This window comes from Staphylococcus saprophyticus subsp. saprophyticus ATCC 15305 = NCTC 7292 (assembly GCF_000010125.1).
In the GTDB taxonomy this organism is placed as follows: Bacteria; Bacillota; Bacilli; order Staphylococcales; family Staphylococcaceae; genus Staphylococcus; species Staphylococcus saprophyticus.
The window spans coordinates 1,809,535-1,825,256 of sequence record NC_007350.1; the positions used below are offsets into that span (position 1 = coordinate 1,809,535).

The following is a 15,722-nucleotide window of genomic DNA, read 5'->3' on the forward strand; positions in this document are numbered from 1 at the left end:
ATAGGATACAAATATATATAGTTAAAGGGGCAGTTAAATGGCTAAGAAAAAGAACACTTATAAGGTACCTTCGATTGTAGCACTTACATTAGCAGGTACAGCTTTGACAACTCATCATGCTCAAGCAGCAAGTAATACACAAGATCAAACTCCGAATAAAAATGTATTGGATGACGAAAAAGCACTTAACCAAAGTGAACAAATTAAATCTGAAATTAGCAAACCAACAACTAACATTTCAGGTACACAAACATACCAAGACCCTACACAAGTAAAAGATGCATCTTCAAATGAAGATACAAATTATGATGCGCAGTTAGATGAGTTGAATGATCAAACTTCTGAACAAACATCAAATCAAGATACATATAATCAGGAAACAGACGTTCAAGAAGATCAACAAGATGTTTCATCAGATAATGACACGAAATCTTTAGATACTGAGCAAACTTCTGTTGAAGATAACAACCAAGAGAATGAAGAAAACAACACTGACTCAATACAATCAGAAACAAATTCAACTAATGAAGCATCACAGACATCTAATGATGTGAGTTCGAATGCTGAAGAAACAAATACAGATGAAAATTCGTCTGATGTAGCAAATCAAAATGAACCTGTTGCTCAAAATGACAAAGCAGAAACTTCTAATGAAGACGTTGCTTCTTCTGACGTTAAGCAAGACGGCACTCATAGTGACGCTAACACTTCTGATGTAGCAGATAAAAATGAATCTGAAACTCAAGATGACAAAGCAGAAACTTCTAATGAAGACGTTGCTTCTTCGTACTTTAAACAAGACGACACTCAAAGTGACGATAACGCTTCTGATGATGTAAAAGATCAAAACGAATCTGAGACTCAAAATGATAAAGCAGAATCTTCTAATGAAGATGACGTTGCTTCTTCTGATGTTAAGCAAGACGACACTCATAGTGACGCTAACACTTCTGATGTAGCAGATCAAAATGAATCTGAAACTCAAGATGACAAAGCAGAAACTTCTAATGAAGATGACGTTGCTTCTTCTGACGTTAATCAAGACGACACTCATAGTGACGCTAACGCTTCTGATGATGTAAAAGATCAAAACGAATCTGAGACTCAAAATGATAAAGCAGAAACTTCTAATGAAGATGACGTTGCTTCTTCTGATGTTAAGCAAGACGACACTCATAGTGACGCTAACGCTTCTGATATAGCAGATCAAAACGAATCTGTTGCTCAAAATGATAAAGCAGAAACTTCTAATGAAGACGTTGCTTCTAGTGATAAACAAGACGACACTCATAGTGACGCTAACGCTTCTGATATAGCAGATCAAAATGAATCTGCCACTCAAGATGACAAAGCAACTTCTAAAGAAGATGACGTTGTTTCTAATGACAAGCAAGATAATGCCAAAGTATCTACATCATCTAAAGAAGCTTCTACAGCAGAAAACAAAGTACAGCCAGCTACATTTAGTGCAAAAGTAACACCTAAGCTTAGAGTAGCTACTACTAGTGCTAATACTGCAGTAGCAACACGTTCTGCAGTAACTAAAGAAGCAACAACACGTGCGGCATTACCTAAATATTCACCAAAAGTTAATTCATCAATTAATAACTATATTCGTAAAAATAATTTTAAAGCACCAAATTACGAACAAGATATAGCAAATTACTTACCTCAATATAATTACCGTTATGGCAAACCTGAAGGTATTGTAATGCATGATACTGCTAATGATAATTCAACTATCACTGGTGAGATTAACTATATGAAGAATAATTACACGAGCGCTTTTGTTCATGCATATGTAGATGGTGATCGTATTATTGAAACTGCAAATACTGACTACTTAGCATGGGGTGCCGGTCCACAAGCAAATGATCGTTTTATACATGTTGAATTAGTTCATACGCATGACTATGACTCTTTTGCACGTTCAATAAATAATTATGCAGACTACGCAGCAACTAACCTACAATATTATGGTTTAGTCCCAGACAGTGCTGAATATGATGGTGTTGGTACGGTATGGACTCACCAAGCAGTCAGCAATTATCTAGGTGGTTCTGACCACTCTGACCCTCATGGTTACTTAGCAGCACATAATTATAGCTATGATGAACTTTACGATTTAATTTATGAAAAATATTTAATTAAAACTGGTCAAGCAGCAGCATGGGGTACTACTTCTTCTGGCAGTACAGGTGGTACTGGTGGTAGCACTGGTTCTGGAAACACAGGCACAACTCCCCCATCAAAATCAGGTACCGTTAAAGTTACTGAAAATAATGGCGTAGGCCGTATCAACTCAAAAAATGATGGTTTATACACAACCGTTTATGACCAAAAAGGTAAAAAGACTGATCGTGTAAACCAAACACTTAAAGTTACTAAATCTGCTACTTTAGGTAAAGAACAATACTATTTAGTTTCTGACTATAACAAAGGCACTTTAATTGGTTGGGTACATCAAGGTGATGTGAGTTATAACGCCGCTAAAGCCGCTGCAAAAATCAATAAAACTTATAAAATTAATCCTGGAGAAGTGATTTATACAGTTCCTTGGGGAACAAGTAGTCAAAAAGCAGGTTCTGTTTCAGGTAAATCAGCTCAAACATTTAAAGCAACTAAGCAACAACAAATTGGTAAAACAAACTATATTTATGGTACTGTAAATAATTTAACTGGATGGGTTAGCTTAAGTAAATTAACAGCACCATCTACGACGCCAAGCAAGCCGTCTACGACTGCCAAGTTAGTTGTATCTAATTTAACTAATCAACAAGGTACAGTTGCTAAATCTAATCATGGTGTATATACATCTGTATATGATAAGCAAGGTGTACAAAAATCATATGTGAATGGTCAAACATACAAATTAAGTAAAAAAGCAACTTTAGGTAGCAATGCATTTTATTTAATTACTGATAATAAAACCAATACTAATTTAGGTTGGATGCAAACTGGAGATATAACAGTTAAAGAGACTGCTAAGAAACCAGCAGCAACTCAAACACAAACTGTAAGTAAGATTGGTCAATTAAATGCTACTAATTCTGGAATTAAAACAACAGTTTATGATCCAAAAGGTAAAGATGCATCTAAATTCTCAGGTAAAACATTTACTGTTACTAAACAACGTACACAAGGCAATAACACATATGTCTTAATCCAAAATACAAATCAAAACACACCAATCGGTTGGGTTAATACAAAAGATATCAATACACGTAACTTAAGTAAGACAACGGCTAAAAATGGTCAATATACTGTTAAAGCTACAAATAATGGTCTTTATGCTGTCCCTTGGGGTACAAAATCACAACAACTAGATACTTTAAAAAATGTAAAAAACAATCAATTTAATGCATCAAAATCAGTCTACGTTGACAAAGATGAATATATCTACGGTATTGTTAATAATAAAACTGGTTGGATTGCTGCAAAAGATTTAAATAGTACCACGAAGACACCTAGCGTTACAAAATCAGCTGTAACACCTATAAAATATGATTACATCATTCATAACCAAAAAGGTAGTTATTATATTGATCCATTAACAGGAAAAGCTGCTGGTTCATTGAAAGACTTTTATGAAGGTATTTTCACTGTATATGAAAAACAAGTCATTAATGGTGTCACTTGGTACCATGGTAAATTAGCTAATGGTAAAGTTGTTTGGGTAAAAGAAGATGACTTACGTAAAGAATTAGTGAAATATTACAAATCAGGTCTTACACTTGATCAAGCAGTTGCTATCCAAAAAGGATTGAAATTCAAACCACAAATTCAACATACAGCTGGTAAATGGGAAGATGCTTCTGCAACTGAAATTAAAAATGCTATGGATTCTAGCAAATTAATTAAAGATCCAACTCAAAAATATCAATTCTTACGTTTAGATAAATCACAAAATATTTCTTCAGCTGATTTGGATAAACTATTAGTTGGTAAAGGTATTTTAGAAGGCCAAGGTGAAGCATTTAGCGAAGCTGCCAAAGCTTATAATATCAATGAAGTATATTTAATTTCACATGCCCTACTTGAAACTGGTAATGGTACATCTAAACTAGCTAATGGCGGAGATGTTGTTAACGGTAAAGTCGTAACTAATGGCAAAGATAAATACTATAATATGTTTGGTATTGGTGCTGTTGATAGCGATGCTGTTAAACAAGGTTTCGCTACAGCCAAGAATAATGGTTGGAATACTGTTAAAAAAGCAATTGTTGGTGGTGCTAAATTCATCGCTGGCTCATATATCAATCAAGGTCAAAACACACTTTACAAAATGCGTTGGAACCCTGAAAATCCAGGTGTTCATCAATATGCAACAGATGTAGCATGGGCAGCACATAATGCTACACGTATTAAAGGGTTTTATGATTCAATGGGTAAATTAGGTAAATACTTCGACGTAGATACTTATAAATAATCGTACTACTTTTTAGAGGCATTATTAAATGTTTATCAGCTTTACCTGTATCCCAATTTTTGGTATTTGATGACTAAAAAGTAAAAATCACTTTATGCTTTATAAATAACAAAAGATATTAAACGAAACGTAGGTAATACATCACTTTTCAAAAAAGTGCTATATATCACCTACGCTTCGTTTATTTTATATTTCATTTAATAAAATATGTATGATGTGCATTTAATTTTTTTAATAACTGATTTAAGCTTTCAATATCTTTAGCTGTTAAATTTTGACATCGTGCTTCGATTAGCGCTATCCTAACTTCATTTATTTGTTCGACTAAAGCTTTTGACTTCTCTGTCACCATTAAATCTTTGCATCTCATATCCTTATTGGATTGTTTGCTCGTGATATAACCCATTTGACATAACTTCTTGATCCAACGTGATACGATAGATTGTTCTTTATTAATCTTCATTGTTAAATCATATTGAGATAACTTTTTATAATTATATAAAATTCTTAGCATCTCCAATTGCTCTGAAGTTAAATCTGTACGTTGTCCAAATCGTCTACTTACTAAATTAAGATCATTGCTCGTCAGTGTAATTAATTGTTCTAGTTGTTTATACATGTTGGTCATCTCCACTACTTTAAATTAAATTCTTAAGAGGTTAAATACACTATTTTATTTTCTAATATTATAATAGTATTCTTCCTAATATACAATAATAAAAGACAAATTGTACTATTTTGTTGCATTTCTCATATGTTTTATAATAAATTAGAAGTAGCGCATATAAAATTTATCGCATATATAAAAGGAGCAAAATAATGTCACAATTGAAAGAGAGAGATTACTTTTTCGATAATGCTAGAGCAATGTTAATCTTTCTTGTTGTGTTTGGCCATTTATTACAGCCATATACAGAAGCCAGTAAACATCTTTCTTCATTGTATTTAACAATATACAGCTTTCATATGCCGGGCTTTTTATTTATTTCTGGTTATTTTGCAAAAAAAGCAGGCCAAGCTGGTTATTTAGAAAAAGTCTCTAAAAAACTATTAATTCCTTACGTTATTTTCTTTGGCTTTTTCTCTTTTTACTATTATTTAACTGGTAAAGAAGATAGTGTGAAATTTGATCCATTCGATCCAGTATTTGCATTATGGTTTTTACTTACATTATTCTTTTTCCACGTTATATTAGTAATCGTGAAGGATTATAAACCATACTATGTTTTACCGATTGCTATAATTATCTCATTATTTGCGGGTTATTCATCAAATATCGATAATTATCTAAGCTTTTCAAGAACCATCATGTTCTTTCCAATATTTTATTTAGGTTATCTGTTTACGAATAAGCATATCCAAACTTTAAAAAATAAAAAACTTGTTCCAATCTCTATCATCATTTTGATTGTATTTTATGTTACTTATACATATCATCCTATTAATGCAGATAGGTTATTAGGTGACTCACCCTATATGTCACTCGAAGGTAAACAAGACTTATACAGTCCTATTAAAAGGTTATTACTTTATTTCATAATTTTAATAACACTTTTCTCTTTCTTAAATCTAATACCAGAAAAAGAAAAGTTTTACACTTATATTGGACGTAGAACAATGTATGTTTATTTATTACATGGTTTAGTCATCGGGGTTATACGTGGATTCGGTATTTATCCATTTAAAGATTCAGTATCGATATTAACTTATGTCTATTTACTGCTCTTTACGACGATTATTGTCTATGCATTATCAACACGTTTTGTATCAAAATGGACAAATCCAATTATTAATCTACAATCCCCTTCTAAATTCAAAGAATAAAGGTACTGTGAAACGCGATATGATATATTTAAAGTAATGATGCGTAACCATTAATTAACGCAATCGCTTTATAGCAAGTATCATTAAAAAATAAGCATGATATAAATTTTTGCTATCCATTATAACTTTATATCGACATGCTTGTGGAGCGAGAATCAAAAGCCAAAGCTATCTTTGATTCTCGCTCTAACTCTACATATAAAATTAAATTTGGTATTTTTAAATCTTGAGGTGATTTATACAATGAAACTATCATTAAATAATAATTCAAAACATTTAAGTGCACCAAGTATTCGTCAATTTTCAAGCCGTATTAGCGGTATAAAAGACTGTATTAATTTAACAATTGGTCAACCAGATTTTCCAATGCCTGATGTTGTTAAATCTGCTTATATCCAGGCAATAAATGAAAATCAAACAAGCTATTCACATAATAAAGGTCTAGTGGAAACAAGAAATGCAGTTAGCCAATATTTCCATCAACGTTATGGATTTAAATATAGTTCCGAAGAAATTATTATTACCAACGGTGCTAGTGAAGCATTAGATACTGCATTAAGAAGCATCATTGATGAAGGTGATGAAATATTAATACCAGGTCCAGTATATTCTGGCTATATTCCACTTATCAAAACATTAGGTGGCGTGCCGGTTTATATTGATACCACAGAGACGAATTATAAAGTCACACCTGAAGCTATAGAGGCACATTTAACTGCGAAGACCAAAGCCATATTACTAAACTACCCTACTAATCCAACGGGCGTCATTTTGAACCACAATGAGGTTCAAGCACTAACTGAAACTTTAAAGCATATGCCTATATTTGTTATTAGTGATGAGATATATGCTGAAAACACTTTTACTGGCAAACATACATCATTCGCTGAATTCCCATCTATTAGAGAACAATTATTATTAGTTGGTGGTTTAAGTAAATCTCACTCTGCTACAGGTATTCGCATTGGATTCTTAATAGGTCCAGAATATCTTATTGAAAAATTAACTTTTATGCATGCCTACAATTGTATTTGTGCAAATGTACCAGCACAAATTGCTTGTATCGCTGCATTGAACGAAGGACTTGAAGCACCACAATATATGAACCAAGCATATATTGAACGCCGTAATTTCCTTATACAAAAACTTGAATCATTAGGTTTTGAACTCGATGCCAAACCTGAAGGTGCTTTTTATATTTTCCCAAGTATTCAACGCTTTACAGAAAACGATTTTGACTTTTGTGTAGATGTTCTGGAAAATGCTCATGTTGCAATTGTACCTGGTTCATCTTTTACTGATATTGGAAAGGGGCATGTTCGTATATCTTACGCATACGAACTTGATGCTTTAAAAGAAGCCATGAGAAGATTAGAAGATTACCTTAAAAATAAATATAATTAAATTAAAAACCGAGTAAAAGTTATGTCTATTAATAACTTTTACTCGGTTTTTTTATAAACAAGTGCTGCTCGTCAGCTATTCAATCTTGTTATATTTATCTTTCTTCATCATTTATATATATATTTTGTTCAGCGAACGTTTTTAAAATTTCATAATAAGCAAGAGAATCTTCCCTCTTCATATTAAACTGTTGAATGACATCCTCTGATATTTTTGGAAAATGATCTTTCAATTCTAATCCTTTTTCAGTTAATCGAACCTTCACTCTGCGCTCATCTTCTTCCGTTCTCATACGCTCAATAAGTGATTTTTTTTCTAAACGTTTAATAATTGGACTGATTGTACCTGAATCTAAATAAAGTTCATCACATAAGGTTTTAATATATATAGGTTTATCATTTTCAATATAAAGTAAGACAATATAATTCGGAAAGCTAATATCAAATTGCTTTAAATACTTATTAAATCTATTTACTACTTCTTTACTAGTAATATAAAATAAATAGCACATTTCTTTTCTCATTTGATCATAATCGTTTGAAGTCATCTGTCTCCCCCGATCTATTAATAATAATATTAATAGATGTTTTAATAATAGTCAAATTTAATAATTAATTGTAAAAAAGTTTTCACATATAAAGATATACCACCATTTATTATTTTGAAAAGAAAAACTAAAACATTAAGGTAAATATTTTGAATTTACATTCTAAAATTTTTAACTAACTCACAATAACAAATCATAATCTACCAATATTAGTACGCTTGAATATTAATATTATTATTAATTATTAAATACAATTGATATTCTAAAATTAATAAAAAAGAGCCTGGCACATGTCAAAATGTCCAGACTCTTTTCTTAATTACCAGTAGATATAAAGTACAACTTAGAACTACTTTCACATTATATGTGAATAAGTAGTTCTTATGCTTGAGCTTTAGCTCAGGTAATCCTATTACAATACTTTCACATCCTAAATTTTTATGGGAATTTAGGGAATTGATCAAAATCAGGATCACGTTTTTCTTTAAATGCATCTCTACCTTCTTTAGCTTCATCCGTTGTGTAATAAAGTAAAGTAGCGTCTCCTGCCATTTGTTGTAAACCAGCTAATCCATCCGTATCAGCATTCATAGCTGCTTTTAAGAATCTTAATGCTGTAGGAGAATGTTGTTTCATTTCTTGACACCATTGTACTGTTTCATCTTCAACTTGATCTAAAGGAACAACCGTATTGACTAAGCCCATGTCCAATGCTTCCTGAGCATTATATTGACGACATAAGTACCAAATTTCACGTGCTTTTTTATGTCCTACGATACGAGCTAAATAACCTGAACCATAGCCAGCATCAAACGAACCTACTTTAGGTCCTGTTTGGCCAAAGATAGCATTATCTGCAGCAATTGTTAAATCACATACAACGTTCAATACGTTACCGCCACCGATAGCATAACCTCTAACCATTGCAACTACAGGTTTAGGGATTACACGAATAAGTCTTTGTAAATCTAAAACGTTCAAACGTGGAATTTGATCATCGCCTACATAACCACCATGGCCACGGACTTTTTGGTCTCCGCCAGAACAAAACGCTTTATCTCCTTCACCTGTCAAAATAATGACAGAAATACGTTGGTCGTCACGTGCTCTTGTAAATGCATCAATCATTTCTTGTACCGTATTTGGTGTGAATGCATTACGTACTTCAGGACGATTAATTGTAACTTTTGCAATACCATCATATAATTCATATTTAATTTCTTTATATTCTCTAATTGTTTCCCACTGTCTAGTCATTTTGCTCCTCCTTATTAATAAAACCTATTACTATTCTATCAAATTCTGCCATTTCTTCCACATGAATTGTATGTCCACTATTAGCAACAACATGCATTTCAAAATTTGGCATAACTGAAACGATATTTTTAGCTATTTTACAGAACTTACCATCTAATTCACCTACTATGATACACGTCGGTATTTGAATTTGATTTAATTGTGGCCATAAGTTCGGCATTTGTCCAGTTCCATAATCACGCAAAGCTTTGGCTAAACGCATTGGATTTTGACGTAATCTCATATCACGAATTGCGTTTCTTGTTGATTTATCTAACTCATACTGCGTATAAAACAACGGTAATTTTTCCCAATCATTCACAAACACCTCTAAGCCAGCTATTTCAAGCACTTTTGCTCTAGCTTGATCAACTAGCTGTCTTTCTTGTCGCTCATCACTGTTTTCAATTCCAGGAGATGTACTTTCTAGTATAAGCCCTGTTAATTGCGCTTGACCATATAAAGCATAGTAAAGTCCAATTCTACCACCCATAGAATAACCATGTAAGTAAATTTGATAATTTGTAAATAATCGCAACGTTTGATCTAACTCATGACTTATAAAAGGAAAATCCCATTTATGCTCTAAATCAGACTGATCTGCACCATGACCCGGTAAATCAATAGTTAAAATATTTATATTTTTATTTAGACTATGAATATGTTGATCAAATGTCTGTTGATCACTAATAAAGCCATGCAACATGACTAACAATTTGTCTGTTGGTACGGTTGATTGATGAAATTTATAATGTAACATCGATAATATCACTCAACTTTTTATAGAGTTTAAGATGTTGCTGTTTGTTATCTTCTCGATGTGTCATGATTTCGTAAATATGTGAACCAAATTGCGATAAATCTGCATATTTAAAGGCTTCAATCGTATCAAATCGATCAAATGCAAAATCATATAATAACGCCGTATGTTCAAAATTCAATCCAGTTGGTGTACCGAACAATCTTTCAAAATATGCATCTGCCTCATTTTTTTGAGGTAAATATGAAAAGATACCGCCACCATCATTATTAAGTAAGACGATATTGAGTTGTATATCATTCAATTTAGACATTAATAAGCCATTCATATCATGGTAAAATGCTAAATCTCCAATCAACAATGTAATCTTTTTATGCACGGCCATACCTAACGCCGTAGATGTGACACCATCTATACCGTTCGCACCACGATTCGCGAATACTTCTGCCTCACAATCAATAAATAGATTATCAACATCACGAATTGGCATACTATTGCTCACAAATATAGCATCATCCTTGGTTAATTTATCTAATACATTACCCACATAAGCAGCTTCATCTGTAGCAGTTCTTAAATGATCTTTGATTTCTACTATTGCATGTTTTTCCACTGTTTGCCATTTCTCTAACCATTGCTTACGCTCAACTGTTGGCATCTCTGATAATTGTCTAAAGAAATCATTAGCAGACATTTCATATGATACGTGTGGGGTGATCGGAAATGCATCCGGACGATCATTATTTTGTACTAATATTTGGAATGCTTCTGTTACTTTTAACCATTGATTTAATTTTTTCGAAATTACAGGTTTACCAACACGAATGACAAAATCAGCCTCTAATTCTAAACCTGATCTCAACAATAGATCATAAGTCGTAACCACATTCGGATGGTGTTCACGTCTTAATTGACTCAATGGATCAGCTAAAATTGGCATATCATGGATTGTTGAAAATGTAAGAATTTGATCCACATCTTGATGTTGCATATCACCAACAATGATTAAACCTTTTCTTTTTTTCATCATTGCACTAATTTCATTTAAACTCGTTGTTTTTTGATAGTGTGGCAATATCTTTGTATCTGAAGTTAACCATTCTACTTTTTCAGTATTTGGTGTTAATGGTTCTCTAAAAGGTAAATTAAGATGTATAGGTCCTCGATGTGGGCCATAAAGAAATTGACTCGCTTTTTGCAATTGGAATTTAATTGTATTCGCCATTATATCTTCATTATCATTCTTTTCAGCAATTGGAAAATCAAACTGATACTGCACATAATTAGCAAACATATTCGTTTGATTTATTGCCTGAGGTGCACCAATGCCTCTTAATTCATGAGGTCGATCACTTGTAAGTACAACTAATGGTAAGTGACTCAAACTGCTTTCGGAAATCGCAGGTGTATAGTTAGCAGCTGCACTTCCTGATGTACAAAGGATAGCGACTGGTTTTTCACTACCTTTCATCAAACCCATTGCAAAAAAGGCTGCACTTCTTTCATCTGGATGAATCCACGATTTCAATTTGGGATGCGCTTCTATAGCAATTGCTAGTGGTGTAGAACGCGATCCAGGACTTATAACTACTTCTCTAATGCCATAAGCATATAATTCAGAAACAATTGTAAAGACCTGCTTTGTTAATGCATCTGTATGATTATTCATATTCCTCGACTCCTAAAGCTTTCATCATAGGGTTAAATTTAACTGCAGTTTCTTCGACTTCACTATCCGCATCAGAATTTTTCACAATGCCACAACCAGCAAATAATGTGGCCTGGTTTTTCTTAATTAGCATGGATCTAATTGCTACAATAAACTCGCAATCATCATTCATATCTATATATCCAACAGGTGCACCATATAATCCACGCGTACCGAATTCATTTTGTTCAATGTATTCAATTGCTTCAGCTTTTGGATAGCCTCCAAGCGCTGGTGTTGGATGTAAATTGTCTAACAATCCAATATATGAATCATTTTCTAATTGACCCTTAATTTTTGTATATAGGTGATATAAATGATCATTGGTTAATATCTGCGGTGTTTCGTTAAAAGTAATATCTCTAACATAAGGTGCTATATCGTTTAATATACTTTCTACTACGAAACGATGTTCGTTTAAATTTTTATCATCATTTAAGAAAGCCTGTATATTTTCTTTATCTACTTCATCTTGATGTGTACGTTTGATTGTTCCAGCAACAGCCTTGGTAGATAATATACCATTGTTAACTTCCATTAATTGTTCCGGTGTTTGCGAGAAGAATATACTATCCTGTGACTCTAAGACAAATAAGTAACTATTATGTTCACCTTGTGATGCTTTTTGTAAGATATACGGTATATTGATATTTTTATCAAACATAACCAAACGTTTTCTCGCTAATACAATTTTTTTATGTTCATCTAATACATCAATTGTATCCTTAACTAAATCACGCCATTCATCTTTATATATATCTTCAATGCGTTTAATATTACCAATTTCAAACTCAGAATCTATTGTATTTTGAGTTAAATGTGCAATCAACGCTTTAAATTGTTCAATTTCAAATTGTTCTGCTTTTACAGTATAAGTAATATAAGAAACACCATTTTCCATAGTTATTAATACTTCTGGTAGTATAAAATGATTAATACCAAATTCTCGCCACTCATCACCAGATTTATGCATTGAGAATTGGAAACCTCCGCAAATCTTCAGATGATGTTTATCGGAGCTCGGATGTATTAATTCAATATCACTTTTGTATTTTTGCCATTCTCGAAAAATAGATTGTTTATTTTCAAAATCATTTTTAAATCTAGTAATAGCATGATAGCCAAAGAATGAAGTTTTGTTGTCATTTTTCTTGTAATAAAAACGGTCTCCAGCATTTTCTTCAGTCAAATGGAATAATACTGTAGGATCTAATTCATAGTCTATTTTTGCTTCTACTGAAACCCAAGTATGATTACTTTCGTATACCGCTTCGACAATTTCACTTTCCCTGAGGTCTAATGTCATCTATTTCACTTCTTTCATTTATCAGTTTACACTCATTATAATATTGTACCACTTTTCACAATGTGTGTATGGTTTCTAGCTTATTTCGTTACTACAAATTTTTACGTAATTTGACCTTTACACCTTATTCTATTAAAATATATTAGATAAAAAATATCATAAATTTAAAGAATTCGAGGTAAATCATTATGTCATCTCAATATCAACAATATTCAACTGTCAAAAAGTACTGGCAGTTAATGAGACCACATACATTGACTGCTGCTGTCGTACCTGTACTCGTTGGTACTGCTTCAGCTAAGCTCTTCTTACTGGGGAGTGAAGATCATTTAAAACTAAGTCTCTTATTAGCTATGTTAATTGCCTGTCTATTAATACAAGCTGCAACGAACATGTTTAACGAATACTATGATTTCAAAAAAGGCTTAGATGACCATACTTCAGTTGGCATCGGAGGCGCCATTGTTCGAAATGGTATGAGTCCCAAATTAGTAATGAATTTAGCCATTGCATTCTATATTATAGCTGCGTTATTAGGTATTTTCATTGCAATACAAAGCTCATTCTGGTTACTGCCAATTGGTCTAGTTTGTATGGCAGTTGGTTATTTGTATACTGGTGGTCCTTTACCAATCTCATGGACACCATTCGGCGAACTGTTTTCTGGTGTGTTTATGGGTATGATTATTATATTAATTGCATTCTTTATTCAAACTGGCAATTTACAAAGCTTTGTTGTTTGGATAAGCATTCCAATTGTAATCACTATTGGTCTTATCAATATGGCCAACAATATTCGAGATCGTGTTAAAGATAAAGAAAGTGGTCGAAAGACACTACCAATCTTATTAGGCAAAAATAATTCAGTACGCTTCTTAGGCCTCATGTATATTATTGCCTATGTACTTGTTATTTATATCACTTTCTTTATCCCTGGTGGTTCAATCTTCTTTTTATTAGCATTACTTTCATTCCCAATGCCAATTAAAGCCGTGCGTAGATTCAAGAAAAACGATACACCTCAAACAATGATGCCAGCGATGGCAGCGACAGGTAAAACCAATACATTCTTTGGTTTACTATATGCATTAGGTATTTATGTTAGCGCATTACTTGGTGGTATTTAAGAACGTGCTAGTGTCACATTCCCATGACTCGGACGTATACATTTTCCTCCCTGTTAACCACTGTAAATAAGCTGAATTAAGTCGAGACATATATTCATGTCTCGGCTTTTTTAATTCGCTTTATAAACCATGTGATAATGTATATGACCATATAGATCAAATTTACTATTCGCTTCAAATCCCAACTTTTTATACACACTTAATGCGCCTTCATTAGTTACATCACAATTTAAACTCCATTTTCCATCTTTATATGCATTTAGCACATGTTTAACTAACTGTGTGGCAACACCTCTTCCACGATATTGTGGAAATGTTGCGACTGTCTCTATATACCATTCATCATCATTAGCTTCTTTCATCGGCATCGGCGATCCGTATGCTCTAATATCATCGTCTAACGTCATATCTAGCCACGCACGTTCCATTTCTAATTCCTTATTGCCAGGATATGCAATTAAGCACCCTGCTACCTCTCCATCTATTTCATATATCCATGTATTGCTATAATGACCTCTGTAAGGTACCTCAATCATACTTTGCTCCATTACTTTCAGTAAACGTTCCTTTTCAATACCTTTTACCATATCAACTTCTAGTTCTTGCCAAATGATGTAACACAATTCTGCAATTTTTTGAATATCGTTTGGATTTGCTTTTCTAATCATATATAATCTCCTCAGCTTCATTAATTATTTATTTTAATTATAAATGATAAAATCTAAAATTTCGAAGTTAATACTATTTAATTTTTCTCTTTTAAATCAATTGTTGTATCGTAAAAGATAAGAGATAATTACCGTATTAACTATAATTTATGAAAGGATATGGAATAATGAAAGTAAATAAAGTCATTTACGTCGTACTTGCGTTTATTTTAGGCTGGTGTGGTATACACAAATTTTATTCAAATCAGCTTTTACAAGGAATACTTCACCTTATTTTCTTTTGGACTGGTATCCCCTATATCATTGCGATTATTAGTGGATTGTTAACAATATTTTTCAACAAAGCTGATGAAGATGGATTGATTATCCTCGAGAAATAGACTTTAACCTCTTATAAAATTTATGAATTTGCAAAATCATCTATATTTTGTCTTAAAATTGGGTAAATAGAAAATAACGCAAATTAAAACATTTCAATTGTATTTTGGGAGGTCTTAGGATGAAAAATATTATTCAACGTGTATTCAGAGCTTTAGCTGTAGGTTATATTGTTAAAGCAATTAGAAATTTAATAAGTAAAAATAAATAATAAAGCTAATCGCAAATTGTATAAATCAAAAAAGCTTATAACGCCTTGTACTTTAAGGGTTATA

The 15,722-nt window shown here is 32.5% G+C and carries 13 protein-coding genes; 6 read left to right on the plus strand and 7 right to left on the minus strand.

From position 1 onward, the window contains the following. The first annotated feature begins 37 nt into the window (after nt 1–37). Nucleotides 38–4,429, plus strand: a complete 4,392-nt coding sequence (locus SSP_RS08750; RefSeq protein ID WP_011303453.1) for a GW dipeptide domain-containing protein — start codon at nt 38–40, stop codon at nt 4,427–4,429. A gap of 193 nt (nt 4,430–4,622) precedes the next feature. Here the strand turns inward: SSP_RS08750 and SSP_RS08755 are convergent, their stop codons facing one another. Beyond that, a complete protein-coding gene (locus SSP_RS08755) occupies nt 4,623–5,048 on the minus strand; it encodes a MarR family transcriptional regulator (RefSeq protein ID WP_002483721.1) in 426 nt (141 codons plus the stop codon). Nucleotides 5,049–5,248: 200 nt separating this feature from the next. Here SSP_RS08755 and SSP_RS08760 point away from each other — a divergent pair, with 200 nt between their 5' ends. Together SSP_RS08760 and SSP_RS08765 are read left to right on the plus strand one after the other, a co-directional pair. Further along, nucleotides 5,249–6,253, plus strand: coding sequence for an acyltransferase family protein (locus SSP_RS08760; protein ID WP_011303454.1), 1,005 nt, complete (start codon nt 5,249–5,251; stop codon nt 6,251–6,253). 243 nt (nt 6,254–6,496) lie between these two features. Continuing rightward, nucleotides 6,497–7,657, plus strand: coding sequence for an aminotransferase class I/II-fold pyridoxal phosphate-dependent enzyme (locus SSP_RS08765; RefSeq protein WP_011303455.1), 1,161 nt, complete (start codon nt 6,497–6,499; stop codon nt 7,655–7,657). A 94-nt stretch (nt 7,658–7,751) separates the two neighbouring features. Here the strand turns inward: SSP_RS08765 and SSP_RS08770 are convergent, their stop codons facing one another. From SSP_RS08770 to SSP_RS08790, 5 genes are all read right to left on the minus strand, one after another. Next, entirely contained in the window at nt 7,752–8,204 is a 453-nt protein-coding gene (locus SSP_RS08770; protein WP_011303456.1) for a MarR family winged helix-turn-helix transcriptional regulator, read from the minus strand. Between the two features lie 438 nt (nt 8,205–8,642). Further along, on the minus strand, nt 8,643–9,461 hold the full coding sequence (gene menB, locus SSP_RS08775; protein WP_002483725.1) for a 1,4-dihydroxy-2-naphthoyl-CoA synthase: 819 nt from the start codon (nt 9,459–9,461) through the stop codon (nt 8,643–8,645). Then, on the minus strand, nt 9,454–10,260 hold the full coding sequence (gene menH, locus SSP_RS08780; RefSeq protein WP_011303457.1) for a 2-succinyl-6-hydroxy-2,4-cyclohexadiene-1-carboxylate synthase: 807 nt from the start codon (nt 10,258–10,260) through the stop codon (nt 9,454–9,456). The genes menB and menH overlap by 8 nt, the downstream gene beginning before the upstream one ends. Beyond that, nucleotides 10,247–11,929, minus strand: coding sequence for a 2-succinyl-5-enolpyruvyl-6-hydroxy-3-cyclohexene-1-carboxylic-acid synthase (gene menD, locus SSP_RS08785; protein ID WP_011303458.1), 1,683 nt, complete (start codon nt 11,927–11,929; stop codon nt 10,247–10,249). Before menD ends, menH begins: the two co-directional genes overlap by 14 nt. Further along, entirely contained in the window at nt 11,922–13,274 is a 1,353-nt protein-coding gene (locus tag SSP_RS08790) for an isochorismate synthase (RefSeq protein WP_011303459.1), read from the minus strand. Before SSP_RS08790 ends, menD begins: the two co-directional genes overlap by 8 nt. Nucleotides 13,275–13,462: 188 nt before the next feature. On the opposite strand from SSP_RS08790, the gene SSP_RS08795 reads away from it, so the two are divergent. Continuing rightward, nucleotides 13,463–14,401: a 1,4-dihydroxy-2-naphthoate polyprenyltransferase gene (locus SSP_RS08795; protein ID WP_011303460.1), complete on the plus strand. Its 939-nt coding sequence runs from the start codon at nt 13,463–13,465 to the stop codon at nt 14,399–14,401. A gap of 110 nt (nt 14,402–14,511) precedes the next feature. Here SSP_RS08795 and SSP_RS08800 read toward each other — a convergent pair whose 3' ends face one another. Continuing rightward, the gene (locus SSP_RS08800; protein ID WP_011303461.1) at nt 14,512–15,069 is read right to left on the minus strand and encodes a GNAT family N-acetyltransferase; all 558 of its coding nucleotides are present in this window, start codon (nt 15,067–15,069) and stop codon (nt 14,512–14,514) included. Between the two features lie 167 nt (nt 15,070–15,236). On the opposite strand from SSP_RS08800, the gene SSP_RS08805 reads away from it, so the two are divergent. Both SSP_RS08805 and SSP_RS13285 read left to right on the plus strand, forming a co-directional pair. Next, nucleotides 15,237–15,449, plus strand: coding sequence for a TM2 domain-containing protein (locus SSP_RS08805; RefSeq protein ID WP_011303462.1), 213 nt, complete (start codon nt 15,237–15,239; stop codon nt 15,447–15,449). Between the two features lie 119 nt (nt 15,450–15,568). After that, nucleotides 15,569–15,658 (plus strand): SAR1012 family small protein, encoded by a 90-nt coding sequence (locus SSP_RS13285; RefSeq protein ID WP_011303463.1) that lies wholly within the window; start codon nt 15,569–15,571, stop codon nt 15,656–15,658. Nucleotides 15,659–15,722 lie beyond the last annotated feature (64 nt).

Coding starts and splice junctions, on each gene's coding strand:
- SSP_RS08790 (WP_011303459.1), bottom strand. CDS start 13,274: ATGACATTAGACCTCAGGGAAAGTGAAATTGTCGAAGCGGTATACGAA.
- SSP_RS08755 (WP_002483721.1), bottom strand. CDS start 5,048: ATGTATAAACAACTAGAACAATTAATTACACTGACGAGCAATGATCTT.
- menB (WP_002483725.1), bottom strand. CDS start 9,461: ATGACTAGACAGTGGGAAACAATTAGAGAATATAAAGAAATTAAATAT.
- SSP_RS08805 (WP_011303462.1), top strand. CDS start 15,237: ATGAAAGTAAATAAAGTCATTTACGTCGTACTTGCGTTTATTTTAGGC.
- SSP_RS13285 (WP_011303463.1), top strand. CDS start 15,569: ATGAAAAATATTATTCAACGTGTATTCAGAGCTTTAGCTGTAGGTTAT.
- SSP_RS08800 (WP_011303461.1), bottom strand. CDS start 15,069: ATGATTAGAAAAGCAAATCCAAACGATATTCAAAAAATTGCAGAATTG.
- SSP_RS08760 (WP_011303454.1), top strand. CDS start 5,249: ATGTCACAATTGAAAGAGAGAGATTACTTTTTCGATAATGCTAGAGCA.
- SSP_RS08750 (WP_011303453.1), top strand. CDS start 38: ATGGCTAAGAAAAAGAACACTTATAAGGTACCTTCGATTGTAGCACTT.
- menD (WP_011303458.1), bottom strand. CDS start 11,929: ATGAATAATCATACAGATGCATTAACAAAGCAGGTCTTTACAATTGTT.
- menH (WP_011303457.1), bottom strand. CDS start 10,260: ATGTTACATTATAAATTTCATCAATCAACCGTACCAACAGACAAATTG.
- SSP_RS08770 (WP_011303456.1), bottom strand. CDS start 8,204: ATGACTTCAAACGATTATGATCAAATGAGAAAAGAAATGTGCTATTTA.
- SSP_RS08795 (WP_011303460.1), top strand. CDS start 13,463: ATGTCATCTCAATATCAACAATATTCAACTGTCAAAAAGTACTGGCAG.
- SSP_RS08765 (WP_011303455.1), top strand. CDS start 6,497: ATGAAACTATCATTAAATAATAATTCAAAACATTTAAGTGCACCAAGT.